General features: G+C 46.9%; 28 protein-coding genes, 1 pseudogene and 1 riboswitch. Of the genes and pseudogenes, 22 read left to right on the top strand and 7 right to left on the bottom strand.

Annotated elements, in window-relative coordinates:
* The first annotated feature begins 93 nt into the window (after window positions 1–93).
* A complete protein-coding gene (locus NYE50_RS17495; RefSeq protein ID WP_014418832.1) occupies window positions 94–981 on the top strand; it encodes a LysR family transcriptional regulator in 888 nt (295 codons plus the stop codon).
* A 114-nt stretch (window positions 982–1095) separates the two neighbouring features.
* Here the strand turns inward: NYE50_RS17495 and NYE50_RS17490 are convergent, their stop codons facing one another.
* The 4 genes from NYE50_RS17490 to NYE50_RS17475 form a co-directional block, all read right to left on the bottom strand.
* Complete coding sequence (locus NYE50_RS17490; protein WP_007410079.1) at window positions 1096–2691, bottom strand: MDR family MFS transporter; 1596 nt, start codon at window positions 2689–2691, stop codon at window positions 1096–1098.
* A 20-nt stretch (window positions 2692–2711) separates the two neighbouring features.
* A complete protein-coding gene (locus tag NYE50_RS17485) occupies window positions 2712–3173 on the bottom strand; it encodes a MarR family winged helix-turn-helix transcriptional regulator (RefSeq protein WP_003151828.1) in 462 nt (153 codons plus the stop codon).
* A gap of 138 nt (window positions 3174–3311) precedes the next feature.
* Window positions 3312–3644: a spore coat protein gene (locus NYE50_RS17480; protein WP_003151830.1), complete on the bottom strand. Its 333-nt coding sequence runs from the start codon at window positions 3642–3644 to the stop codon at window positions 3312–3314.
* Between the two features lie 11 nt (window positions 3645–3655).
* Complete coding sequence (locus tag NYE50_RS17475) at window positions 3656–3913, bottom strand: hypothetical protein (RefSeq protein ID WP_061862549.1); 258 nt, start codon at window positions 3911–3913, stop codon at window positions 3656–3658.
* Window positions 3914–4042: 129 nt separating this feature from the next.
* Here NYE50_RS17475 and NYE50_RS17470 point away from each other — a divergent pair, with 129 nt between their 5' ends.
* Window positions 4043–4912 (top strand): proline dehydrogenase family protein, encoded by an 870-nt coding sequence (locus tag NYE50_RS17470; RefSeq protein WP_224988024.1) that lies wholly within the window; start codon window positions 4043–4045, stop codon window positions 4910–4912.
* Window positions 4913–4941: 29 nt separating this feature from the next.
* Here the strand turns inward: NYE50_RS17470 and NYE50_RS17465 are convergent, their stop codons facing one another.
* The gene (locus NYE50_RS17465; RefSeq protein WP_003151836.1) at window positions 4942–5082 is read right to left on the bottom strand and encodes a YuzL family protein; all 141 of its coding nucleotides are present in this window, start codon (window positions 5080–5082) and stop codon (window positions 4942–4944) included.
* 190 nt (window positions 5083–5272) lie between these two features.
* Here NYE50_RS17465 and NYE50_RS17460 point away from each other — a divergent pair, with 190 nt between their 5' ends.
* The 19 genes from NYE50_RS17460 (at window position 5273) to sufB (ending at window position 22045) form a co-directional block, all read left to right on the top strand.
* Window positions 5273–7642 carry a 3-hydroxyacyl-CoA dehydrogenase/enoyl-CoA hydratase family protein gene (locus NYE50_RS17460; protein ID WP_159354559.1) on the top strand — a complete coding sequence of 790 codons (2370 nt, stop codon included), beginning with the start codon at window positions 5273–5275 and terminating at the stop codon, window positions 7640–7642.
* A gap of 10 nt (window positions 7643–7652) precedes the next feature.
* Window positions 7653–8828, top strand: a complete 1176-nt coding sequence (locus NYE50_RS17455) for an acetyl-CoA C-acetyltransferase (RefSeq protein ID WP_003151841.1) — start codon at window positions 7653–7655, stop codon at window positions 8826–8828.
* A gap of 19 nt (window positions 8829–8847) precedes the next feature.
* Window positions 8848–10632 (top strand): acyl-CoA dehydrogenase family protein, encoded by a 1785-nt coding sequence (locus NYE50_RS17450; RefSeq protein ID WP_159354558.1) that lies wholly within the window; start codon window positions 8848–8850, stop codon window positions 10630–10632.
* Between the two features lie 113 nt (window positions 10633–10745).
* Window positions 10746–11102 carry an arsenate reductase family protein gene (locus NYE50_RS17445; RefSeq protein ID WP_003151843.1) on the top strand — a complete coding sequence of 119 codons (357 nt, stop codon included), beginning with the start codon at window positions 10746–10748 and terminating at the stop codon, window positions 11100–11102.
* A 59-nt stretch (window positions 11103–11161) separates the two neighbouring features.
* Entirely contained in the window at window positions 11162–11545 is a 384-nt protein-coding gene (gene gcvH / locus NYE50_RS17440) for a glycine cleavage system protein GcvH (RefSeq protein ID WP_003151844.1), read from the top strand.
* A 54-nt stretch (window positions 11546–11599) separates the two neighbouring features.
* Window positions 11600–11836, top strand: a complete 237-nt coding sequence (locus tag NYE50_RS17435; protein ID WP_003151845.1) for a YusG family protein — start codon at window positions 11600–11602, stop codon at window positions 11834–11836.
* 69 nt (window positions 11837–11905) lie between these two features.
* Entirely contained in the window at window positions 11906–12271 is a 366-nt protein-coding gene (locus NYE50_RS17430) for a toprim domain-containing protein (RefSeq protein ID WP_115941025.1), read from the top strand.
* 2 nt (window positions 12272–12273) lie between these two features.
* The gene (locus NYE50_RS17425; RefSeq protein ID WP_003151847.1) at window positions 12274–12594 is read left to right on the top strand and encodes a thioredoxin family protein; all 321 of its coding nucleotides are present in this window, start codon (window positions 12274–12276) and stop codon (window positions 12592–12594) included.
* 96 nt (window positions 12595–12690) lie between these two features.
* Window positions 12691–13041, top strand: a complete 351-nt coding sequence (locus tag NYE50_RS17420; protein WP_007410085.1) for an SCP2 sterol-binding domain-containing protein — start codon at window positions 12691–12693, stop codon at window positions 13039–13041.
* Between the two features lie 110 nt (window positions 13042–13151).
* Window positions 13152–13258, top strand: a riboswitch (SAM riboswitch).
* Window positions 13259–13363: 105 nt separating this feature from the next.
* Window positions 13364–14389, top strand: a complete 1026-nt coding sequence (gene metN / locus NYE50_RS17415; protein WP_003151850.1) for a methionine ABC transporter ATP-binding protein MetN — start codon at window positions 13364–13366, stop codon at window positions 14387–14389.
* The gene (locus NYE50_RS17410) at window positions 14382–15050 is read left to right on the top strand and encodes a methionine ABC transporter permease (protein WP_012118383.1); all 669 of its coding nucleotides are present in this window, start codon (window positions 14382–14384) and stop codon (window positions 15048–15050) included. Before metN ends, NYE50_RS17410 begins: the two co-directional genes overlap by 8 nt.
* A 13-nt stretch (window positions 15051–15063) precedes the next feature.
* Window positions 15064–15879 carry a methionine ABC transporter substrate-binding lipoprotein MetQ gene (metQ, locus tag NYE50_RS17405; protein WP_014418825.1) on the top strand — a complete coding sequence of 272 codons (816 nt, stop codon included), beginning with the start codon at window positions 15064–15066 and terminating at the stop codon, window positions 15877–15879.
* Between the two features lie 92 nt (window positions 15880–15971).
* On the top strand, window positions 15972–16349 hold the full coding sequence (locus NYE50_RS17400) for a carboxymuconolactone decarboxylase family protein (RefSeq protein ID WP_029973602.1): 378 nt from the start codon (window positions 15972–15974) through the stop codon (window positions 16347–16349).
* 192 nt (window positions 16350–16541) lie between these two features.
* A complete protein-coding gene (locus NYE50_RS17395) occupies window positions 16542–16694 on the top strand; it encodes a hypothetical protein (RefSeq protein WP_003151857.1) in 153 nt (50 codons plus the stop codon).
* A gap of 176 nt (window positions 16695–16870) precedes the next feature.
* Window positions 16871–17644, top strand: a complete 774-nt coding sequence (gene sufC, locus NYE50_RS17390; protein ID WP_159354557.1) for a Fe-S cluster assembly ATPase SufC — start codon at window positions 16871–16873, stop codon at window positions 17642–17644.
* Window positions 17645–17661: 17 nt separating this feature from the next.
* Window positions 17662–18975, top strand: coding sequence for a Fe-S cluster assembly protein SufD (sufD, locus tag NYE50_RS17385; protein ID WP_003151874.1), 1314 nt, complete (start codon window positions 17662–17664; stop codon window positions 18973–18975).
* Entirely contained in the window at window positions 18975–20195 is a 1221-nt protein-coding gene (gene sufS / locus NYE50_RS17380; protein WP_014418823.1) for a cysteine desulfurase SufS, read from the top strand. Before sufD ends, sufS begins: the two co-directional genes overlap by 1 nt.
* Window positions 20185–20628, top strand: a complete 444-nt coding sequence (gene sufU / locus NYE50_RS17375) for a Fe-S cluster assembly sulfur transfer protein SufU (protein WP_003151877.1) — start codon at window positions 20185–20187, stop codon at window positions 20626–20628. Before sufS ends, sufU begins: the two co-directional genes overlap by 11 nt.
* Before the next feature lie 19 nt (window positions 20629–20647).
* Window positions 20648–22045: a Fe-S cluster assembly protein SufB gene (gene sufB / locus NYE50_RS17370; RefSeq protein ID WP_007410090.1), complete on the top strand. Its 1398-nt coding sequence runs from the start codon at window positions 20648–20650 to the stop codon at window positions 22043–22045.
* A gap of 35 nt (window positions 22046–22080) precedes the next feature.
* Here sufB and csn read toward each other — a convergent pair whose 3' ends face one another.
* The gene (csn, locus tag NYE50_RS17365; RefSeq protein WP_003151879.1) at window positions 22081–22917 is read right to left on the bottom strand and encodes a chitosanase; all 837 of its coding nucleotides are present in this window, start codon (window positions 22915–22917) and stop codon (window positions 22081–22083) included.
* 136 nt (window positions 22918–23053) lie between these two features.
* Window positions 23054–23513 (bottom strand): annotated as a pseudogene (locus NYE50_RS17360) (DUF2691 family protein).
* Between the two features lie 73 nt (window positions 23514–23586).
* Between NYE50_RS17360 and NYE50_RS17355 the strand changes: the two are divergent.
* Window positions 23587–24288, top strand: a complete 702-nt coding sequence (locus NYE50_RS17355; RefSeq protein WP_025650321.1) for a class I SAM-dependent methyltransferase — start codon at window positions 23587–23589, stop codon at window positions 24286–24288.
* Window positions 24289–24323: the final 35 nt, after the last annotated feature.

Raw genomic sequence — 24323 nt, 5'->3', positions numbered from 1 at the left:
TGCGTTATTATCTTACATCCGCATTTACATTTAATCCAATACATAATAAGGTATATATATATTCATTGAAATAAATGAGGGGGGTGCAGACAGATGGAATTGCTGCAGCTAAAATACTTTCAGACAGTTGCCTATACTGAACATATTTCTAAAGCAGCAGAACAATTAAAGATTGCCCAGCCTTCTTTAAGTCTCACTATAAAAAGACTTGAGAATGAACTGGGAACAACCTTGTTTGAGAGAAAAGGCAGAAATATTAAGCTGAGTTCAGCAGGGAAAATTCTTTTAAAACATGTAAACAGGATTTTTACTGAGATTGAAAATGCACAAACGGAAATTCAATTGGAGGAACATCAAATGTCTGACACCATCAGAATATCTATTTCCAATCCAAGATTCCTTGCAGGACTGATGAGTGAATATATCAACCGCTCCCCTCAATCAAAAATTCTGCAAGCAATCGGAGTTAAAAGCGAGATCATAACAAGTTTAAAAAAAGGGGACATTGATTTAGGAATAACAGGTCATCCGATTCAAGATGAAGAGATAGAGAGTTGTGTGCTGGTAAATGAAGATATTGTTCTGGCTTTGCCCTCAAACCACCGATTTACGGGTAAAACAGAAATTTCTTTACGTCTTGCCGCCGATGAACCATTTATTACCCTTGCTAATAATGAAGAGTACAGCGGTTTTACAGCCTCGCTTTGTGAGAAAGCCGGTTTCACCCCAAATATTGCATTTGAGGCAGATTCTCATTTACTGGTCGAGATTATAAAGCTGGATCAAGGTGTTGCGTTGCTTCCTATTTCAGTTTGCAGAACATTGGGGCTGAATTTTATAAAAGTGACTGATCACTCTGCTTCATATCCAGTCGGCTTATCTTGGTTAAGACATAAGCTGTTATCTTCTTCGATAAGAAATTTTCGTGACTTTATTATGTCGTACTATAAAGATAACTATGAAATGTTTAAAGTTTATTAAAGGATTTCATCATTACTTTTTTGAATTTCCCCCCCCCATTTCCAATGAGGCGGAAGACTGGCCATTCCCAGATGATATAAAAAAATCCCGCGGCATCCGCGGGATTTTTCTTTGTTAAACGGCTTTCGCCTTTTCTTCTTGTTTGCCTGTCTTTTTGTTTGTCAGTTTAATTGATTTAACAAACAGCGTGAGGATCAATCCGGCAGCGATAAAGGCCAGGCCTGTGAAAAACACGCTGTGGAGCGAATCCATCAGTGACGTTTTCAAAACCGGCACGATATGGGAAGAAAATGCGGCCGGGATCTGCTTAATCGATTCCTGGCTGAACAGGGATTGAAGCAGCCCTTCAGGATTCTTGTCAATCATACCTTTAAACTGGGCGGCAAAGGCACTTGCCTGTTTCGGCAGTGAGTCTAAGTAAGGCACCAGTCTGTCGGTTAAAAGGCTTCCTGATCTGGCATTCATGACAGCGCCGAGCACCGTAATGCCGAACGTTCCCCCGATCATCCGGAAAAATTGGCTTGAAGAGGTCACAACACCCAGCTCTTCTTTTGAAAACGTTTCTTGCAGAGCGAGTGTGAGAAGCGGCATGACGAGCCCCATTCCCAGACCGATCACGGCCATATAGCACGTCGCCGCGAGCTTGCTTGTATCCAGCTGCAATGTCGTTAATAAGAAGAAGCCGACGGCCATGATCAGCATGCCGATCATGATTTGCGGTTTAATACCGATCTTATAAACCAGCTGGCCTCCGATAATACTTGTGATAATCATAGATACCATCATCGGAGTCATAATCGTGCCGGACGCGGTGGCGCTGACTCCGATAATTCCCTGCATAAAGAAAGGAACGAACGTAACGGCGCCGAACATGCCGATACTCATGAAAAAGCCGATCAGATTCAGTACGGTAAACGTTCTGTTTTTAAACAGGTACATCGGCAGAATCGGCTCCTTTGCTTTGATTTCAGCGAAAATGAATCCGACAATCCCGGCAAGCGCAAGCGCAAAGAGACCGAGAATCTGCCAAGAGCCCCATGCGTAATCCTTTCCTCCGAAGCTGAGTGCGAGGAGAAGGCTGACGATTCCGACGATCATTGTGAAAATGCCGGCGATGTCAAAGTTAATCGGCCCGGTCTGTTTTCTGCCTTGAAGTCCTCTTGCGATAAAGATGACGGCTAAAATTCCGACAGGCAGGTTGATATAGAAAACCCATTTCCAATTTAATGAGTCAACAATCCAGCCCCCGATTTGCGGGCCGATCACGGAAGCAAGCCCGTAAATCGCCCCGAAAAGCCCTTGGAACTTGGCACGCTGTTTCCCTGTGAACAAATCCCCGATGACGATCATAGCCATCGGCATCATGACACCGCCGCCGATTCCCTGAAGTCCGCGGAAAATAATCAGTTCCGTCATGTTGCTGGCCATTCCGCACAGTGCGGAAGCTCCCATAAAAATCAATAAACCTGACACATAGACGACGCGGCGTCCCAATAAATCTGCAAGTTTCCCCGCAATCGGAACGATCGTCGTCGAAGTTAAAAGATATGCCGTGGTCAGCCACGTCATCATGCTTAATCCCCCGAGGTCACCCACGATTTTAGGAATCGCCGTTCCTACGATGGTGCCGTCAAGGGCTGAGAAAAACATGGCGATGATTAAGCCGGTTATTAATAATGTGCGTTTTGGATCTTTCTTTTCAATGCTCATGTTTCGGCAGCTCCTCTATTCTATTCGTTTTCTTTTTGATCAGCCGCGTATTTCTCGGCGGCTTCCGCTACTTTGCGGATGATGTTCACGGACTGAATCAGTTCATCGTCAGTCAGAACGGACAGGTTTCGCGCCAGTATCGCTTTCCGTCCTTCCACAACATCTTCGAATTTTGTTTCGCCTTTTTTGGTGAGGCTGATGTCGATGACGCGTCTGTCCTGCTGGTTATGTTTGCGGACGATAAGTCCTTTTTGCTCGAGGCGGTCGGCCATTAGCGTCACTGCGCTCGGTTTTACCTCCATGCGTTCCGCAATTTCGGAAACTTTGCAGCTCCCGTGTTTTTTCAGGCTGGCTAAAACAAATAATTGGGCAGGCGTCACCTCGTGTTTTGCCATGCTTTCCACCATTTCAGGCTGTATGTTTTGCAGCAGCGTCTGAAGAGATTTCTGGATGTCAGACACATATTGATCCGCGTTTTTCATAACTCCTCCTCATCTTGTTCCTTGAGAAAATAATTAACATTAGTTAAATATAAATAAGGATTAATGATAAGTCAATCTTTTTGTGCAAAAATAAAAAAAGGATTGATGCTTGTCGAAAACATCAAATCCTTCTTCGTTTTACTGCTGGTAGGGAGACTGCTGCTGAATGGTCTGCCGGAACTTCTGATACGATTGCTGAAGCTTTTGGGTATCGGCTGCTTCAATGGAATACCAGCCATTTTGAAACATCACATCGTATAATCTTCTTTGCGCTTTTTGTGACTCATCGAAAATCGCCTGAATATCTTGATAAAGAGACTCGTGGCTGAACTCGTGCAGGGCTGTGCAATATGAAGCCGTGATGTATTTTTCCGTCGTCAGCAGCTCATTCACCAAGTCTCTGTCATTCATTTGCGCCGTATTGGGCACGGGCGTTTGCGGATTCGTGATTTTTTGATTTTGCTGTTCCATGTATTGTCCTCCTATTGCATATAGCCTGTTGTTGTCTGTCCGCCTTGATCGGGGTTCAAGCGGTCCAATATGTGCTGATAATGCTTCTGATGCATCCGGCCGATCTGATCAAGCTCTTGTTTTAACGTCTGATTCTGACAGTGTTCCGCCATAAAATGCGCTTTTTTCATGGCAAGCAGATTCCAGTTCAGCATGTCCTCAAGATACAAATGGTCTTTCGTTGAGATGACGGCAGGCGGCAAGTTTCCGTGCTGCTCTTGGTTGTTCATATAAACGCCTCCTTCAATTCTGTTCTTTTTAGCTTTCTCTGCGATCAGGATTTCATACACAAATAAAAGAAAAAGGAGGGAGTTCATCCTTGCTGCGGAGCATATGTTTTATTTTTGTCGAAAAATAAAATGCTTACAAAATTCGCCCAGGCTTACGGAATCCGCTTCGGCGCGGGAAGGTTCGTTGCAGGGGAAACACTCACGGAAGCTGTGAAAACGGTAAAGCGGCTGAACCAAAAAGGGCTGTCGGCTTCGATTGATTATCTAGGTGAATATGCGGGTTCAGAGAAGGATGCGAAAAGGACGGCGGAAGAATGTAAAAAAGCAATCAGGGCGATTGCCGAGAATCAACTGGATTGTGAGCTGTCGCTGAAATTAACTTCCATCGGTCTGGATATTTCCGAGAAACTCGCGGAACAGCATGTCAGAGACATATTGACGGAGGCAAAAGAACGTGGCGTGCCTGTAACGATTGATATGGAGGACTATTCAAGATGCGGCCGTACACTCGAGCTGTATAAGCGGTGCAAGCCGGATTTTCCGATGCTCGGCACCGTCATTCAGGCTTATTTGTACCGCGCAGCTGAAGACATCAGCGGTCTGATGCCATACAAGCCGCGGCTCAGGCTTGTAAAAGGCGCTTATAAAGAATCGGCGGCCGTTGCATTCCCTGATAAAAAAGCAACCGACCTTCATTTTCAGCAGCTGATTAAGCTGCAGCTTTTGAGCGGCCATGAAACGGCGGTGGCGACTCATGATGATGACATCATTTCTTATACGAAAACACTCATCAGTGAACATCAAATTCCCCGGGAGCAGTTTGAATTCCAAATGCTGTACGGCATCAGAACGGAGCGCCAGAAGGAGCTTGCCGAAGAAGGATACAGGATGAGGGTGTATGTCCCGTACGGAACCGATTGGTACGGGTACCTGATGAGAAGAATCGCCGAGCGCCCGGCAAACGCGGCGTTTGTGCTGAAAGGGATCTTCAAAAAATAACGGCTGCTCCAAAAAGCAGCCGCAGCATGTTATTCCATGTTGTCTTTTTTATATTGCTGATTTTGGCTCGTCCGTTTGCCGCCGCCGTATTTTTGCTTCGGTCCCGCATTTCCTTTCATGCTGGCCGCGCTCACTGCGGCAGAAGACGGATCTTTTCTCCCTCGCACCATTCCCTTCACCTCCGGGTTTAAGTTTCCCGCCCGCGCCATGGAACATGCGGAAGCCGAAAAATTTAAAAAAATTCCATATTTGCTATTGAAGTCATCCTGAAAATCTTTTAAGATGAAAGAAGAAAAGGGTTTCATTTTTTTTGCCGAAAAAATGAATGACTATTCATTCAAAGTTCAAGGGGGATGACTCATGCACAAGTTTATAAAGAAAGCAGCCGTTCTCGGATCAGGCGTCATGGGGTCCGGAATTGCCGCGCACTTGGCTAACATCGGAATTCCCGTCCTGCTGCTTGATATTGTGCCAAACGAGCTGACAAAGGATGAGATGAAAAAAGGGCTGACATTAGAAAGCCCGGAGGTCCGCAGCAGGCTGAGCCGATCGGCCATGCAAAAGCTGCTGAAGCAAAAACCGGCGCCGCTGACTTCGGCTGCCAATCTCGACTATATAACTGCGGGGAATTTGGAAGATGACGCAGCTCAATTAAAGGATGCTGATTGGATTATTGAAGTCGTCGTCGAAAATCTTGACGTAAAAAAACAGATTTTCTCACTCGTTGATGAATACCGGAAACCGGGAAGCATCGTGTCGAGCAATACGTCCGGTATCTCCGTCACAAAAATGGCGGAAGGCCGATCTGCCGATTTTAAAGCCCATTTCTTAGGAACCCATTTCTTTAATCCGGCCCGCTACTTAAAGCTTTTGGAAATCATTCCGATTCAGGAAACAGATCCTGACGTTCTGGAGTTTATGACTTCATTTGCAGAAAACACGCTTGGGAAAGGTGTCGTCATCGCAAAAGACACGCCTAACTTTATCGCCAACCGCATCGGTACGTACGGCCTCCTGGTCACGGTAAGAGAAATGCTTTCTTCCGGCTGCCGCATCGGCGAGGTGGACACGGTGACCGGGCCTTTGATCGGCAGACCGAAAAGCGCGACCTTCAGAACCCTTGACGTTGTGGGGCTAGAAACTTTCGCTCATGTGGCAAAAAATGTGTATGATAAAGCCGACGGCGCTGAAAAAGACATGTTTAAGCTTCCTGAATTTATGAATGACATGCTGAAAAACAATTGGCTGGGCAGCAAATCAGGCCAAGGTTTTTACAAAAAAGAAGGTAAAACAATATATGAACTTGATCCGCTGACCATGACATACGGTGAGCGCTCGAAAATGAAGACGCCCGCGTTAGAAGCCGCCAAACAGGCAAAGGGTGCCAAAGGCAAAATGAAAGCGCTTATATACTCTGATGACCGCGCCGGACGCCTGCTTTGGAATATTACATCGCAAACACTCTTATACTCAGCCCGGCTTTTAGGTGAGATCGCTGATGATATCAAAGCGATTGACGACGCCATGAAATGGGGCTTCGGATGGGAGCTCGGACCGTTTGAGATGTGGGATGCCATCGGCGTCAGAAAATCATCGGAGCGGCTCGAAGAAGAAGGCGCAGAAATCCCCGGCTGGGTGAAAGAAATGCTTGACCAGGGCCATGAAACATTTTATATGAAGGAAAACGGAACACCATTTTACTATTCAGACGGCCAATACAGGGCTGTGAAAGAAAATCCGAAACGGATCAGCCTGCAAACGTTAAAAGAAACAAAAGGCGTTATCACTAAAAACAGCGGCGCAAGTCTGATTGATCTCGGCGATGATGTCGCGCTGCTGGAATTTCATACGAAAAGCAACGCGATCGGCTTAGACATTATTCAGATGATTGACAATGCGCTTGAGGAAACCGAGCGGAATTATAAAGGACTTGTCATCGGAAACCAAGGCAGACATTTCTGCGCGGGGGCAAACCTTGCGATGATTTTAATGGAAGCTCAGGATGATAACTTCATGGAAGTCGATTTTGTCATCCGCCGTTTTCAGCAGACGATGCTGAACATCAAATACAGCGCTAAACCCGTTGTCGCGGCGCCATTCGGGATGACACTCGGCGGCGGCACGGAAGTCTGTCTCCCGGCGGCACGCGTTCAGGCGGCGAGCGAATCGTATATGGGTCTTGTTGAAACCGGCGTCGGCCTTATTCCGGGCGGCGGAGGAAACAAAGAGCTGTACATGAATTATTTGAACGGCGGAAGTGAACTGATGGACGCGGCCATTAAAACCTTCGAAACAATCGCGCTTGCCAAAGTGTCCGGTTCGGCACACGAAGCCCGTGATATGCAGATTTTGTCCGCGGCAGACCGTGTCAGCATGAATCAGGATCACCTGCTGCACGATGCGAAACAGCTGGCTGCTTCCTTATATGACAGCGGATACCGCCCGCCTGCCCGCAAAAAAGTGAAAGTCACCGGAGAAACCGGCTGTGCGGCATTACTGCTCGGAGCAGACCAAATGAGACGGTCGGGTTATTTATCCGATCACGATATGAAGATTGCGAAGAAGCTGGCCCATGTCATTGCCGGCGGAAGAGTCCCGTTCGGCACGGAGGTTTCAGAAGAATATTTACTCGAGATTGAAAGAGAAGCCTTTTTAAGCCTCGCTGGCGAGGCGAAATCTCAAGCGAGAATGCAGCATATGCTCGTCAAAGGCAAACCTTTACGGAACTAGGAGGGTGTTTATGAGAGAAGCAGTCATTGTGGCCGGTGCGAGAACCCCGGTCGGTAAAGCGAAAAAAGGATCGCTTGCAGCCGTTCGTCCTGATGATTTAGGCGCGCTTTGTGTAAAAGAAACGCTGAAACGGGCAGGCGGCTATGAAGGAAACATCGATGACTTAATTATCGGTTGTGCAACACCTGAAGCCGAACAAGGATTAAATATGGCGCGGAATATCGGTGCGCTGGCGGGGCTTCCTCATACGGTGCCGGCCATTACGGTGAACCGCTACTGCTCTTCCGGGCTCCAATCCATCGCTTACGGTGCTGAAAAAATCATGATCGGCGCGGGTGACACCGTCATTGCGGGCGGTGCGGAATCCATGTCGCAAGTTCCGATGATGGGGCATGTGACACGGCCGAATATCGCTTTGGCGGAGCATGCGCCTGAGTATTACATGAGCATGGGGCACACAGCGGAGCAGGTCGCCGAAACGTACGGCGTATCCAGAGAAGACCAGGATGCATTTGCCGTCCGCAGCCATCAGAATGCCGCAAAAGCCCTTAAAGAAGGCAAATTCAATGACGAAATCGTGCCGGTTGAAGTATCGCTGACAGAAGTCGGTGATGACCATAAGCCGCGGAAAAAACAATTTACCTTTTCACAAGATGAAGGCGTTCGTCCCGGCACATCGGCTGACGTCTTGGCGAAGCTCCGTCCGGCTTTTTCTAAAACGGGAACCGTGACGGCCGGGAACTCTTCACAAACAAGTGACGGCGCGGCGGCTGTCATGCTGATGGATCGCGAAAAAGCATCGTCGCTCGGATTGGCGCCGCTTGTCAAATTCCGTTCCTTTGCCGTAGGGGGCGTTCCGCCTGAGGTAATGGGGATCGGTCCGATTGAAGCCATCCCGCGGGCGCTCAAGCTTGCCGGACTCGAATTGCAGGATATCGGGCTTTTTGAATTGAATGAGGCCTTTGCTTCACAGGCCATTCAAGTCATCAGATCGCTTGGGATAGATGAAGAAAAGGTGAACGTCAACGGAGGCGCCATCGCGCTCGGACATCCGCTCGGATGCACGGGAACGAAGCTGACCCTGTCACTCATTCATGAAATGAAACGGAGAAACGAGCAATTCGGCGTGGTGACGATGTGCATCGGAGGCGGCATGGGCGCTGCCGGCGTATTTGAGCTCATTTAAAACAAGGGGGAAACGAAGCATGAAACAGGAAACGGTCAACGTCAAAAAAGGCGGCAGCTTTCTGATTGAAGAGACGGGATATGATCAAATATTCACTCCGGAGGACTTTACAGACGAACATAAAATGATCGGCAAAACGACAGAAGACTACGTCGTAAACGATGTGCTTCCATATATCGATGAAATTGAAAACCATCAGTTCGAGCATTCGGTCAGACTGCTGAAAAAAGCCGGAGATCTCGGCCTCCTCGGAGCAGACGTACCTGAAGAGTACGGCGGCATCGGATTGGATAAAATCAGTTCAGCCTTCATTACGGAAAAGTTTTCACGTGCCGGCAGCTTTTCGCTGTCTTACGGCGCTCATGTCGGTATCGGCTCCTTGCCGATCGTGTTCTTCGGAACGGAAGAACAGAAAAAAACCTATTTGCCGGACTTGGCTTCAGGGCAAAGAATCGCGGCATACGCCTTAACTGAGCCCGGTTCAGGTTCAGATGCCCTCGGCGCGAAAACCACGGCTGTTTTGAATGAAGCGGGCACACACTATATTCTTAACGGAGAAAAGCAATGGATTACAAACTCCGCCTTTGCAGATGTCTTTGTCGTCTACGCTAAAGTGGACGGAGATAAGTTTTCCGCATTTATCGTAGAAAAGAACTATCCGGGCGTGTCAACGGGACCGGAAGAGAAAAAAATGGGGATTAAGGGTTCATCGACAAGAACACTGATTTTAGATCAGGCGGAAGTCCCGAAAGAAAACCTTCTCGGCGAAATCGGAAAAGGCCATGTCATCGCCTTTAATATTCTGAATATCGGGCGCTACAAGCTTGCCGTCGGCACAATCGGCGCTTCAAAACGGGTGATTGAGCTGTCCGCCGCTTATGCAAACCAGCGCCGGCAATTTAAAACGCCGATCTCAAGCTTCACGCTCACTCAGGAAAAGCTTGCGACGATGTCAGCGCGGCTTTACGCCATGGAGAGCTCTGTATACAGAACAGTGGGCTTATTCGAAGATAATATGAGCAGACTGACGGAAGAGGAGCAAAAAGACGGACGCGAAGTCGCGAAGTCAATCGCCGAGTACGCGATTGAATGCTCGCTCAACAAAATGTGCGGTTCTGAAACGCTTGATTACATTGCCGATGAAGGTGTTCAAATTCACGGCGGTTACGGATTTATGCAGGAATATGAAGTGGAGCGCGCTTATCGCGACTCAAGAATCAACAGAATTTTTGAAGGCACAAATGAAATCAACCGCCTGATCGTAACGAGCACGTTCCTGAAAAAAGCCGTAAAAGGTCAGCTGCCGCTCTTTGAAAAAGCAAAAGCGCTCCAAGAAGAACTCATGATGCTGATGCCTGAAGAGCCGGGCTCAGAACCTCTTGAACAGGAAAAATACATTGTCAGACAGGCGAAAAAGATCGCCCTCTTGACAGCGGGTCTCGCGGCGCAGAAATACGGCAAAGAGATCGAAGGCGAGCAGGAAATCATGGTGAACATTGCCGATATTGTCATCGCGCTGTACGCTTTGGAATCAGCCGTCCTCAGAACGGAAAAAGCAATTGCGGCGGACGGTGCCGAAAAAGCCGTGCAGAAGCTGTTATATACGGAAATCTTTGCCCAGGAAGCCCTTCAGAACATTGAAGCGCACGCCAAAGAATCACTGATCGCCATGGAGGAAGGAGATTCCCTCCGCATGATGCTTTCCGTGCTGCGCAAACTGACGCGCCTGACGCCGAAAAACCTCATTCAGAAAAAACGTGAAGCGGCAGCCGCCGTCTTCCGTGAAGAAAAATATACGGTCTGATCACATGCTGAAAGCGCTCCTTCATCAGGGGCGCTTTTTCATGAAGCAACGTTATAGGTTTTTACAAGTGATTGTGTTAAAATAACGACGATCATTTACAAGGGGTGAAGAAGATGTCGTTAAATTTTTACTGGTACCCTAAATGCGGAACGTGCCGTAATGCGAAAAAATGGCTGGAAGACCGCGGTAAGGAAATAAACGAAATACATATCGCGGAGGAAACTCCGTCGAAAGAAGAAATTAAAGACCTCTATGAGAAGAGCGGTCTTGAGCTCAAAAAGTTTTTCAACACGAGCGGAATGAAATACCGCGAGCTGAACTTAAAGGAAAAACTGTACCATATGTCAGAGGACGAACAGCTTGAACTCCTGGCATCAGACGGTATGCTCCTGAAACGCCCGATTACGACAGACGGCGAAAAAGTCACTGTCGGCTTTAAAGAAGACCAATTCGAAAAATATTGGATGTAATGCCAGGTTCAAAGAATTATGGTATCTTCTTATTATAAGAAAAAAATGGAGGGATTTAGATGAGCACACCGAAAGATATGCGTTATTCCAAAGAGCACGAATGGGTCAAAGTTGAGGACGGAAAAGCCCGCATCGGGATTACACATTTCGCGCAAGCCGAACTTGGCGACATCGTCTTTGTCGAGCTTCCGGAAGTCGGCGCCGAAATTAAAGCGGACGAGCCATTCGGCAGCGTGGAATCCGTCAAAACCGTTTCCGAACTGTACGCACCGATTAACGGAACGGTGACGGAAGTGAACGAAGACCTTGATGACAGTCCTGAATTCGTAAACGAGTCTCCGTATGAAAAAGCGTGGATGATCGTCGTGGAACCGGCTGATGCTGAAGAAATCGAAAACCTCATGACTTCCGAGCAATATGACGAAATGACACAGGAAGACTGATCGGATAGCAAAGGGGCCATTTGGACATTCTATCTGTAACGGGAGGTGTCTAAAATGGCTTTTGATAAACAAAAGGTCGATGTGACGGAGAACGTTACGGGCCGCTTTCAAAACGGCCGGTTTTCCTTGTTTCATGAAAATGAAGCCATCGGCGAGATGACAGGCATGGACCAGTACGAGCTCAAACAGGGCTTTTCATTTGAAAATCAAAAATTTTATAAAACAGCCGATGTCATAAACGGCAGCGATCCGAAATATGTTGATTGCGATTATGAGAATGGCTGGTGTTAACAGTTGGCGGTGAATTTCACTGCCTTCTTTTTCAATCTGACGCTAAAACAATCGGCAGGTGACGCGCTTATGTACAACGGAGATGAAAAGGTCATTATCGTAGAAGGAAAATCTGATAAAATCAAAGTCGGGGAAGTGCTCATCGAACCCGCGGAAATCGTCTGTACAAACGGGACGATCGGCCAAACCGAACTGGAAGATCTGGCGGACCGCCTGTTTGACAGAGACGTCTATATTTTAACGGACGCAGATGACTCCGGAGAAAAATTAAGAAAACAGCTGAAACGGGAGCTTCCCGAAGCGCGCCATATTTATATAGACAGAACATACAGGCAAGTCGAGTCGTGCCCGGGCCATCATCTCGCATCTGTGCTGATCAGAGCCGGCTTTGATGCTGACACTGTATTTTTGAAAAAGAACGACCTGAGGTGGTAATCATGAAAGAACTCCAAGAAAATGAACTCGAATCGATTCAGGATGACGTTTATCTCCTGTATTTGTACACCCCGTTTTGCGGCACATGCCAGCTGGCGTCCAAAATGCTTACTGTCGTCGAAGAAATGCTGCCCGGCGCCGCCTTCTATAAAAACAACGTGAATTATTCCCCCGCATTCGCCAAAGCCTATCAGATTGAAAGTGTTCCGTGCTTTTTGCTGTTTAAAGGCGGAGAGCTTGTTGAGAAAGGATACGCCTTCCGCTCCGTTTCCTATTTATATGAGCTGATTAAACAAAAAACATCGCAAACGTTCCCGATGTGACAATATTTACAGGAAAATGTCGTGCGGTTTATAAAGGGTTCTGTCCGTTAAAAAGAGAAAGTGTATGTATGGCCATTAAAACGGGAGGTTATACGAGTGGAGAAAATAGAAGTTTCAGAGAATGACGGACAGCATCTGTTTTTGAAACCGCTATTAAACGCCTCAACGCTGCTGATTACATTCCAAGGAGAAACAGAAGCCTTAACGGTCTCAATTAACGGACAGGGAGAAATGAGAAAAACGTCGGTTTCAAAGGAAAAATCTAATTTGACCTTCTACGGAAACCAGACGGAAATCATCCATCTCCTGCATGGTGATGTCTCTTTGCAAAAGCTTATCCAAAGCGGAAAACTCAAAGTGAAAGGATCATTCAGAGCTCTGCTGAAGCTGGAGGCCATCCTCTGGCTGACAAACGGATTTTTTCAGGCGATCAGTAAACGGCCGTAACTGCCAATCTACTATGTGACAATAGCTTCCAATATTTATTTTATTGACTTTTTATCATTCGCCGTGCTATTCTACAGTAAGAATTTCCGGACGAAAATACGATATGTTTTCTCTTATCAAGAGAGGTGGAGGGAAGTGCCCTATGAAGCCCGGCAACCATCAACAATGTTGAAATGGTGCCAATTCACTCGAAGCGGTCTGCTTTGAAAGATGAGAGAAAGGCCTTTTTCAATAAGCCTTTCTGCTCATTTTTGCAGAAAGGCTTTTCTTTTGCGGAGAAACCCGGAAGATTTCTTAGAATAGTGTAAGGCGGGTGATTGCTTTGATCCATCTTCAAAATGTTTCAAAAATTTACAAAGCGAAGCATGGGGATGTCAATGCTGTCCAAGATGTCACTCTTGATATCAAAAAGGGCGAAATATTTGGAATTATAGGATATAGCGGAGCTGGTAAAAGTTCCTTAATCCGTCTCCTGAACGGCCTTGAAAAGCCGACGTCGGGAACCGTGGAAGTCGCGGGGACGGAATTAAATAAAGTAAGCAGCCGCGGGCTGAGAAAAGCGCGCCAGGAAATCAGCATGATCTTCCAGCATTTTAACCTTCTGTGGTCACGCACCGTCCGGGAGAACATTATGTTCCCGCTGGAAATCGCCGGCGTGAAAAAAAGCGAACGGGTCCGCCGCGCTGATGAATTGATTAAACTGGTCGGATTAGAGGGGAAAGAAAAATCTTATCCGTCGCAGCTGAGCGGCGGTCAAAAGCAGCGTGTCGGCATCGCCCGGGCGCTCGCCAATAATCCGAAAGTCCTTCTGTGCGATGAAGCGACATCAGCGCTCGATCCGCAGACGACCGATTCAATTTTGGATCTTTTATCCGATATAAATGACAGACTCGGTCTGACGATCGTGCTCATTACCCATGAAATGCACGTCATCCGAAAAATCTGCAACAGAGTCGCCGTCATGGAAAACGGGAAAGTCGTTGAAGAAGGCGAAGTACTCCAAGTTTTCAGAAACCCGCGCGAACCGATGACTAAGCGTTTCGTTCAGCAGGTGACAGAACCGGAGGAGACGAAAGAAACCATCCAGCATTTTCTGCAGGAAACAGCGACAGGAAAAACGATTCAGCTTTCATTTGTCGGGCAGGCCGCCGAGCAGCCCCTCATTACGGAAATGATCCGAAACTTTGATGTGGACGTCAATATTCTGCAGGGGAAAATTTCACAGACGAAGGACGGAGCCTACGGTTCTTTATTCATTCATATTGACGGTCAGGAAAAAGAAGTAGAAAACGTGATCCGGTTCATCAAAGACAAACAGGTAGAAGCAGAGGTGATCACAAATGTTTGAAAAATGGTTCCCGAACGTTGATATAACCGAGCTGTGGACGGCCACATACGAGACCCTTTATATGACGGTCATCGCATTAGTTTTTTCATTTGTCATCGGAGCGATTCTCGGTCTTCTGCTCTTTTTAACGGGCAAGGGAAGCTTATGGGAAAATAAAATCATTAACACCGTGATTGCGGCGGTCGTTAATATTTTCAGGTCTATTCCGTTTCTTATTTTAATTATTCTGCTTCTAGGCTTTACTAAGATTTTGGTCGGATCGATTTTAGGACCGAACGCCGCATTGCCGGCGCTGATTATCGGCTCCGCGCCGTTTTACGCCCGTCTTGCGGAAATTGCGCTGCGGGAAGTCGATAAAGGAGTCATTGAAGCTGCCAGATCAATGGGAGCAAAGACATCGACGATTATCTTCAAAGTGCTGATTCCTGAATCAATGCCTGCGTTAATTTCAGGCATCACCGTTACGGCCATCGCCCTGATCGGATCTACCGCCATTGCCGGCGCCATCGGTTCAGGCGGACTCGGAAACCTTGCATATGTAGAAGGCTACCAGTCCAATAATACGGATGTAACGTTTGTAGCGACAGTATTTATACTCATCATCGTCTTTATCATTCAGATTATCGGTGATGTAATTACAAATATAATAGACAAAAGATAAGGGAGGATTTACATTGAAAAAGATTGTATTAAGTGCGCTGCTGCTTGTGTTCGCGGGAGTTTTGGCCGCCTGCGGGTCAAACGGCTCAAATAAAAAGGAAATCGTCGTCGCCGCGACAAAAACACCGCATGCTGAAATCTTAAAAGAAGCGGAACCGCTCTTGAAGGAAAAAGGCTACACATTAAAAGTAAAAGTGCTGAACGATTACAAAATGTACAACAAAGCGTTAGCTGATAATGAAGTGGATGCGAACTTCTTCCAGCACGTTCCTTACCTTGAACAGGAAATGAAAGAAAATAAAGATTACAAACTCGTGAATGCCGGAGCCGTTCACCTTGAGCCATTCGGAATTTACACGAAAAAATACAAATCACTGAAAGACCTGCCTAAAGGCGCGACTATCATCATGACGAACAATGTCGCTGAACAAGGCCGTATGCTGGCGATGCTTGAAAAAGCCGGGCTGATCACACTTGATCCGAAGGTAAAAACGATTGAAGCCACTACGAAAAACATTACGAAAAACCCGAAAAACCTGACATTCAAAAAAATCGCCCCTGAATTAACGGCGAAAGCATATAATGAAGAAGAAGGCGATGCAGTCTTCATTAACGTCAACTATGCGATTCAAAACAAACTGAATCCGTTAAAAGATGCGATTGAAGTGGAATCAACGAAAAACAACCCGTACGCAAACATCATCGCCGTACGCAAAGGTGACGAAAAATCAGAGAAAATCAAAGCGCTTATGGAAGTGCTTCACTCTAAGAAAATCAAAGACTTTATTGAGAAAAAATACGACGGAGCCGTGCTTCCCGTATCTGAATAAAGCGAAAACCCCGGATGAATCATCCGGGGCTTTTTTCGGGTATTAATCGGAGAACTGTCCATAATAAAAAGGAAGGTTAACGATTGGAGGGAATGGCAGTGGCTCAATACCAGGATAACGGGAAAAGCGTGCATGACGCATTGAAACAATATAAAGAAGGTTTAGGCATATTCGAGCAAAAAATGCCGATGATGGGGCGGAAGTTTAATGAATTTACTGAACAGTGTTTCTCTGCGGATTCATTAACTGAAAAAGAGAAACAATTAATCGCTCTGGGCATCAGCATCAGCGCTCAAGATGAATTTTGCATGATTTATCATACGAAGGGCTGCCTTGACCAAGGGGCGACAGAAGAAAACATCCTTGAGGTCATCGGCGTCGCGGCGGCATTCGGGGGCGGCGCGGCTCTCAGTCAGGGAGTGACCCTCGTGCAGCAGTGCATTCAGGAATTCGGACATACGACGCATTAGAAAGAGCAATCGTGTGAATACCGTTTTTCAGATAAAGCGAGCGCCGGTTTTCGGCACATTCGAAAGGATTAAGGGGCACACTCTCTTTGGCCGGAGCAGAGGATCATTGTTACAATAGAAACAAATATATGAAGGGATTGATTCATTATCTGCACCAGCCACGAGAGACTGGACCTTGACTATACGCCTGAAATGGAAAAAGCGATGCAGAAGTCACACGGCATCGGCTACGAGGAATACGGACGGCGTCTTTCAAAAAGGATGGAAGTCGAACGGCAGAGGGAGCTTGAATATCAAAAAAGCAAGTTCCTCGCAGCGCAGCTTAATGAGAAAATCGGTCAGTAAAAAAGGGTGGATTTCCGCCCTTTTTCTGTTTCAAACAGCTTTAATTACGCCTTGATCTTTGATAAACTTTAGGAATGTTCCGGGTAATATAAAAAGTTGTATTTACTTTTCATTTGTTATAAAATTAGAATGAGAATAAATTGAGAATAATGATTATATATTTTGGAGGTATAGATATGGCTGCTTCAACATTAACGATCAAGGATCTTCACGTTGAAATCGAAGGAAAAGAGATCTTAAAAGGTGTAAACCTTGAAATAAAAGGCGGCGAATTCCACGCTGTCATGGGGCCGAACGGTACCGGTAAATCCACGCTCTCAGCAGCGATTATGGGACACCCGAAATACGAAGTTACAAAAGGCAGCATCACGCTTGACGGCAAGGATGTACTGGAAATGGAAGTGGACGAGCGCGCTCAGGCGGGTCTTTTCCTTGCGATGCAGTACCCAAGCGAAATCAGCGGTGTGACAAATGCCGATTTCCTTCGCTCTGCGATTAACGCCCGCCGTGAAGAAGGCGATGAAATTTCTCTTATGAAATTCATCCGCAAAATGGACGAAAACATGGAGTTCCTTGAAATGGACCCTGAAATGGCGCAGCGTTACCTGAACGAAGGTTTCTCAGGCGGGGAGAAAAAACGCAACGAAATCCTTCAGCTTATGATGATCGAGCCGAAAATCGCCATTCTTGACGAGATCGATTCAGGTCTTGATATCGATGCGCTTAAAGTCGTTTCTAAAGGAATTAACAGAATGCGCAGCGAAAACTTCGGCTGCTTAATGATCACTCACTACCAGCGCCTTCTGAACTACATCACGCCTGATGTCGTTCACGTTATGATGCAGGGACGCGTAGTGAAATCCGGCGGCGCGGAGCTTGCACAGCGCCTTGAAGCGGAAGGTTATGACTGGATTAAACAAGAACTAGGCATTGAAGACCAAGAAGCGTAAGCGTTAGGGGGATAATCATGACATTGGAAACGAAACTATCCGTAGATCAGGAATATGTCAAAGGCTTTTCCGAAAAGCATCAAGAACCTGCCTGGCTGAAAAACCTGCGCTTACAGGCTCTTGAAAAAGCTGAAGATCTGCCGCTGCCTAAGCCTGATAAAACAAAAATCACAAATTGGAACTTTACAAAGTTCAACAAGCATACAGTAGAAAATGCGCCGCTTGCTTCTTTAGAAGATTTAGCTGATGAAGCAAAAGCGCTGATCGATATCGAAAACGAAGACAAAACGTTATACGTGCAGCGTGACCAAACGCCCGCTTTCCTTTCTCTTTCTAAAGAACTGAAAGACAAAGGCGTCATCTTTACGGACATCTTAACGGCTGCCCGTGAGCACAGCGACCTTGTTGAGAAGTATTTCATGAAAGACGGCGTTAAGGTCGACGAACATAAACTGACTGCGCTTCATGCAGCATTAATGAACGGCGGGGCATTCCTTTATGTTCCTAAAAACGTTCAGGTGGAGACGCCTGTTCAGGCCGTTTACGTTCATGAAAGCAATGACACGGCATTGTTCAACCACGTGCTGATTGTCGCTGAAGATCACAGCTCCGTCACTTACGTTGAGAACTACATCAGCACGGTGAATCCGAAAGAAGCTGTATTCAACATTATCAGTGAAGTGGTCACAGGCGATAATGCCAGCGTGACGTACGGCGCCGTTGACAACCTGTCAGCAGGCGTCACAACATACGTCAACCGCCGCGGAGCCGCGCGCGGACGCGACAGCAAAATCGAGTGGGCGCTCGGACTGATGAACGACGGCGACACGATTTCTGAAAACACGACAAACCTCTACGGTGACGGCACATACGGCGATACGAAAACCGTAGTTGTCGGAAGAGGAGAACAGACGGAAAACTTTACGACGCAGATCATCCACTTCGGTAAGGCTTCTGAAGGCTATATCCTGAAGCACGGAGTCATGAAAGATGCCGCATCTTCCATCTTTAACGGAATCGGCAAAATCGAGCACGGCGCGTCTAAAGCAAACGCTGAACAGGAATCCCGCGTTCTGATGCTGAGTGAAAAAGCACGCGGAGATGCAAACCCGATTCTTTTAATTGATGAAGACGATGTAACTGCAGGACATGCGGCATCTGTCGGCCGTGTGGACCCGATCCAGCTTTACTACTTAATGAGCCGCGGAATTCCGAAAGAAGAAGCGGAGCGCTTAGTCATTTACGGATTCCTTGCTCCGGTGGTAAAAGAGCTTCCGATTGAAGGAGTTAAGAAACAGCTCGTCTCCGTCATCGAAAGGAAAGTAAAATAATGAATATCACCGATATTCGTGAACAGTTCCCGATCCTTCATCAGCAAGTGAACGGACATGACCTCGTGTACCTTGACAGCGCGGCGACTTCCCAGAAGCCGCGTGCTGTCATTGAAGCAGTGGATCAGTATTACAACAAATACAACTCCAATGTCCACAGAGGCGTTCATACTCTTGGCACGAGAGCGACAGACGGCTATGAAGGTGCGCGTGAAAAAGTCCGTAAGTTTATCAATGCGAAGTCAATGGCTGAGGTCATTTTCACAAAAGGCACGACAACTTCACTGAATATGGTGGCGCTGAGCTATGCCCGCGCCAGCTTAAAACCCGGTGATGAAGTGGTCATCACCCAAATGGAGCATCATGCGAATATCATTCCATGGCAGCAGGCTGTCAAAGCAACCGGCGCGACTTTAAAATATATCCCGATGCAGGAAGACGGCACGCTTTCGTTGGACGACGTCCGGCAGACTGTCACAAGCCATACGAAGATCGTGGCAGTCGCTCATGTGTCAAACGTGCTCGGCACGATCAACCCGATTAAAGAGATCGCCAAAATCGCTCATGACAATGGCGCGGTCATCGTGGTGGACGGGGCGCAAAGCACACCGCACATGAAAATCGACGTTCAGGACTTGGATTGCGACTTCTTCGCGCTTTCTTCCCATAAAATGTGCGGCCCGACGGGAATCGGCGTGCTGTACGGCAAGAAAGAACTGCTTGAGAATATGGAGCCGGCCGAATTTGGCGGCGAGATGATCGACTTTGTAGGGCTTTATGAATCAACTTGGAAAGAGCTTCCGTGGAAATTTGAAGCAGGCACGCCGATCATTGCAGGCGCGATCGGATTGGGAGCCGCGATTGATTTTCTTGAAGAGATCGGACTCGACGAGATTTCCCGGCATGAGCATAAGCTTGCAGCCTATGCGCTTGACCGTTTCGAGCAGCTAGACGGCGTGACGGTATACGGTCCGAAAGAGCGGGCGGGACTTGTGACATTTAATCTTGATGAGGTTCACCCTCATGATGTCGCGACTGTCCTCGATGCTGAGGGCATTGCGGTCAGAGCCGGCCATCATTGCGCCCAGCCGCTCATGAAATGGCTGGATGTATCTGCTACTGCGAGAGCGAGTTTTTATCTGTATAATACAGAGGAAGAGATCGATAAGCTCGCGGAAGCCCTCCAAAAGACAAAGGAGTACTTTACAAATGTCTTTTAATGCAAATTTAGATACATTATACAGACAAGTGATCATGGATCATTACAAAAATCCGCGCAACAAAGGGGTTTTGGATGACAGCATCGTCGTCGATATGAACAACCCGACTTGCGGCGACCGGATCAGACTGACAATGAAGCTTGACGGCGATACCGTTCAGGAAGCGAAGTTTGAAGGAGAAGGCTGCTCCATCTCCATGGCTTCAGCTTCCATGATGACGCAGGCGATTAAAGGAAAAGATATTGATACCGCCCTTTCCATGTCTAAGATTTTCTCAGACATGATGCAAGGGAAAGAGTATGACGACTCAATAGATCTCGGGGATATTGAAGCCCTTCAAGGCGTTTCGAAATTCCCGGCCCGGATTAAATGTGCCACCCTTTCATGGAAAGCACTTGAAAAAGGAGTCGCTGGCGAAAAAGGCGGCAATTAAAAGATTGGAGTGAAAATGGATGGCTAAAAAAATGCCTGAAATTGGTGAATACAAGTACGGTTTTCACGATAAGGACGTTTCCATTTTCCGTTCAGAGCGCGGATTGACAAAAGAAATCGTAGAAGAAATTTCACGCATGAAAGAAGAGCCTCAATGGATGCTTGATTTCCGCCTGAAATCTCTTGAGCATTTCTACAACATGCCGATGCCGCAGTGGGGCGGGGATTTAAACTCTTTAAACTTTGACGAAATTACGTATTACGTAAAGCCGTCTGAGCGTTCAGAGCGTTCTTGGGATGAAGTGCCTGAGGAAATTAAACAGACATTCGACAAACTCGGTATTCCTGAAGCTGAGCAAAAATACCTTGCCGGTGTTTCTGCACAGTACGAATCCGAAGTTGTGTACCACAATATGAAAGAAGATCTTGAAGAGCAAGGCATCGTCTTCAAAGACACAGACAGCGCGCTGAAAGAAAATGAAGACATTTTCCGCGAGCACTGGGCGAAAGTTATCCCGCCGACTGATAACAAGTTTGCGGCGCTGAACTCAGCTGTTTGGTCCGGCGGATCTTTCATCTACGTGCCTAAAGGCGTGAAGGTTGAAACACCGCTTCAAGCTTACTTCCGCATCAACTCCGAAAACATGGGTCAGTTCGAACGTACGCTGATCATCGTTGACGAAGAAGCAAGCGTTCATTACGTAGAGGGCTGTACGGCTCCTGTGTACACAACAAACTCGCTTCACAGCGCGGTTGTTGAAATCATCGTCAAAAAAGGCGGCTACTGCCGTTATACAACAATTCAAAACTGGGCGAACAACGTTTACAACCTAGTAACGAAACGTACGGTTTGTGAAGAAAACGCGACGATGGAATGGGTTGACGGAAACATCGGTTCTAAATTGACGATGAAATATCCGGCTGTCATTCTGAAAGGTGAAGGCGCGCGCGGCATGACGCTTTCTATCGCTCTTGCGGGCAAAGGACAGCATCAGGACGCGGGTGCGAAAATGATTCACCTTGCACCGAATACGTCATCCACAATCGTATCAAAATCGATTTCCAAACAGGGCGGAAAAGTAACATACCGCGGTATCGTCCACTTCGGACGAAAAGCGGACGGCGCCCGTTCAAACATCGAGTGTGATACGCTCATTATGGATAACAAATCAACTTCTGATACAATCCCTTACAATGAAATCCTGAACGACAACATTTCATTGGAGCACGAAGCGAAAGTATCAAAAGTTTCTGAAGAACAGCTTTTCTACTTGATGAGCCGCGGTATTTCTGAAGAAGAAGCAACAGAAATGATCGTTATGGGCTTCATCGAGCCGTTCACAAAAGAACTTCCGATGGAATACGCAGTTGAAATGAACCGTTTGATTAAATTCGAAATGGAAGGTTCCATCGGTTAATAGTAAAACCCCGCCATTTGGCGGGGTTTTTTTGTTTATTGAATAGTGAAATTACCGTATTCGCTTGACCGGACATGAATCGGCCCGTTTAAATTGTAGTTCTTCTCTTTGACAATATCGCGGAAAACGTCGACACGGGCAACCGATTCTCTCCATTCATCCTGAGTGTCCTCATCTGACGGATTCATCAGATCGTCATAGCGCACATCCAAGAATTTATTGAGCCATTTCTTTTCATCAGTTCCGTCTTTCGGTGACCCGCCCATTTTTTTGTTCGTGCGTTTAATCAGGGCATAAAAGGAGTCCGGATCATCGCCGTCGCCATGCTGAATCACCGTATCGTACATCACTGCTTTTGCCAAGGCCGTTTTCAGTCCGGCATTTTCTGAACGTTTCATCGCCGGCTGATAATACAAGCTGTCATTTACCTTATCTTGGGCAGCGCGGAAGGCTTTATCATTGCCAAGTGAGCGCCAGGCAGAAGCGAATCCTTTCAGATTGCTGATGTCATCGCTTTCGTCCTTCGCAAGACGCCGCAATTCAGGCAAATACTTTTTCAATTTGTTATTCGGCACCGCTTTCGTGTATACTTCAACTACTTCCAGCGCATCTCCGGTAGCCGTCGTAAAGCCGGCCCGCCCGCAAGTGTAACCTCTTCCGTCATCCAACGCTTCAACATATCCGTATTGGATTTCCGTCTTTCCGTTTTCAAAGATGCTGGTCAGCTGTTCCGCCCGGCGCTTCTGATCCTTATTCAGCCCGGCCGCAAAAACCGTACCGCTCATCATCAGGGTAAAAAACATGGTGAAAATAAGAGATGAAACCGCCGTCTTCTTCCAAAAACCTGCTTTTTTCTTCAAACTGATTTTCATTGCCATACCCCTTTCATATGTAAGTTACGCACTCAGTATACATGAGGGGGTTGTTTTTTTGTTGAAAACACACGAATTTGTAAATATTTTGAATCCTAAGCCCTATCCGGCGCTTCATAAAAAGAACGCACCTTCATCAGACAGACAATCCCGTTCTCGCGTCTCTCATCTGTAACATAGTCAACGCGGTGAAACCCGCATTGTACAGCCTGCTGATAAAGGGCTTCGAGCATAACCGGATCTTTGCAATATAACGTTACATACGAGCAATCTGCAATGAGAAGCACAAGCTCACAGGAACTCTCCAAATATTCCTCATACGTATTGATTTCCGTTACCATCCCGCCCGGGAAAGCTTTCAATTCAGCAAAAATCATATAATAAGGGTTTCCTTCCAGACGCTGACGGAGTTCTTGACCCTGAATGATGCGCTGATTTTGTGGAAACAGGTCTGTATCGGTGTCTTCTTTGAACTCAATATACGCCTCTCCATCACCGATAAACCACGTATAGGGAGAGATCGGGAACGGTTGTAATATATCTGCCGCAAACCGTCCGAATTGATTTGGGATGTTAAATGTAATGCCGCGTTTCATATGGTTGTATCTCCTTTCGGCTTTTGAATATTATGGTATAATAGTTGGATAAATATTGAAAGGACTTGACGGTATGACAACACGTTACGGAATTGATGCGCCTTATGGGGCTTTTGGGTTTATCCTGCTTGCGATCCTTTATGCCGCAGGCACGTTATGCGGCATGATTCCTCTTTTCTGGGGCTGGCTGACGGGCGCCTTGTTTTTAGTGCTCGGACTTTGGATGCTCTTGTATTCAACGGCCATTAAACTTTCACACCGCCACCGCATTCTTGCGCTTTCCGGTTTAAAGCCGGACATGAAGGTGCTTGATATTGGGACGGGACGGGGGCTGCTAGCCATCGCCGCGGCTCAAAAAGGCGCTGACGTCTCAGCGATTGACAAATGGTCAGGCTGGGATCTGGGCGGAAACGGGAGAGACGCATTCGAAAAGAACAGACGGGCAGAAGGAGCGCCGGAAATTGATTTGTATGACGGACTCGCGCAAGACATGCCGTTTCCTGATAAAACGTTTGACCTTGTCATTTCGCATTTTGTCGTACACAACATTTCAGGCAGAAAAGAGAGGGAACGGGCGATTGCAGAAATGGTGAGGGTGCTGAAGCCTGGCGGCACATTGGCCGTGTCAGATATAAAAAATACATCACAATACAGAGAGATTCTTGAGGAAAACGGCTTTCAGACAAGAACGTATTCCTTTTATTATACGTTTCCGTTTTCGAAACTCATCATTGCTGTCAGGACTCCGGTAGGAACCGGGCGCTCTATTTGTTAAAATAAATAAGACAAAACAGATAGAAAAGGTGTTAC

This window comes from Bacillus sp. EU55, assembly GCF_038005925.1.
Classification (GTDB): domain Bacteria; phylum Bacillota; class Bacilli; order Bacillales; family Bacillaceae; genus Bacillus; species Bacillus velezensis.
This window is presented reverse-complemented; position numbering and strand designations above follow the sequence as displayed.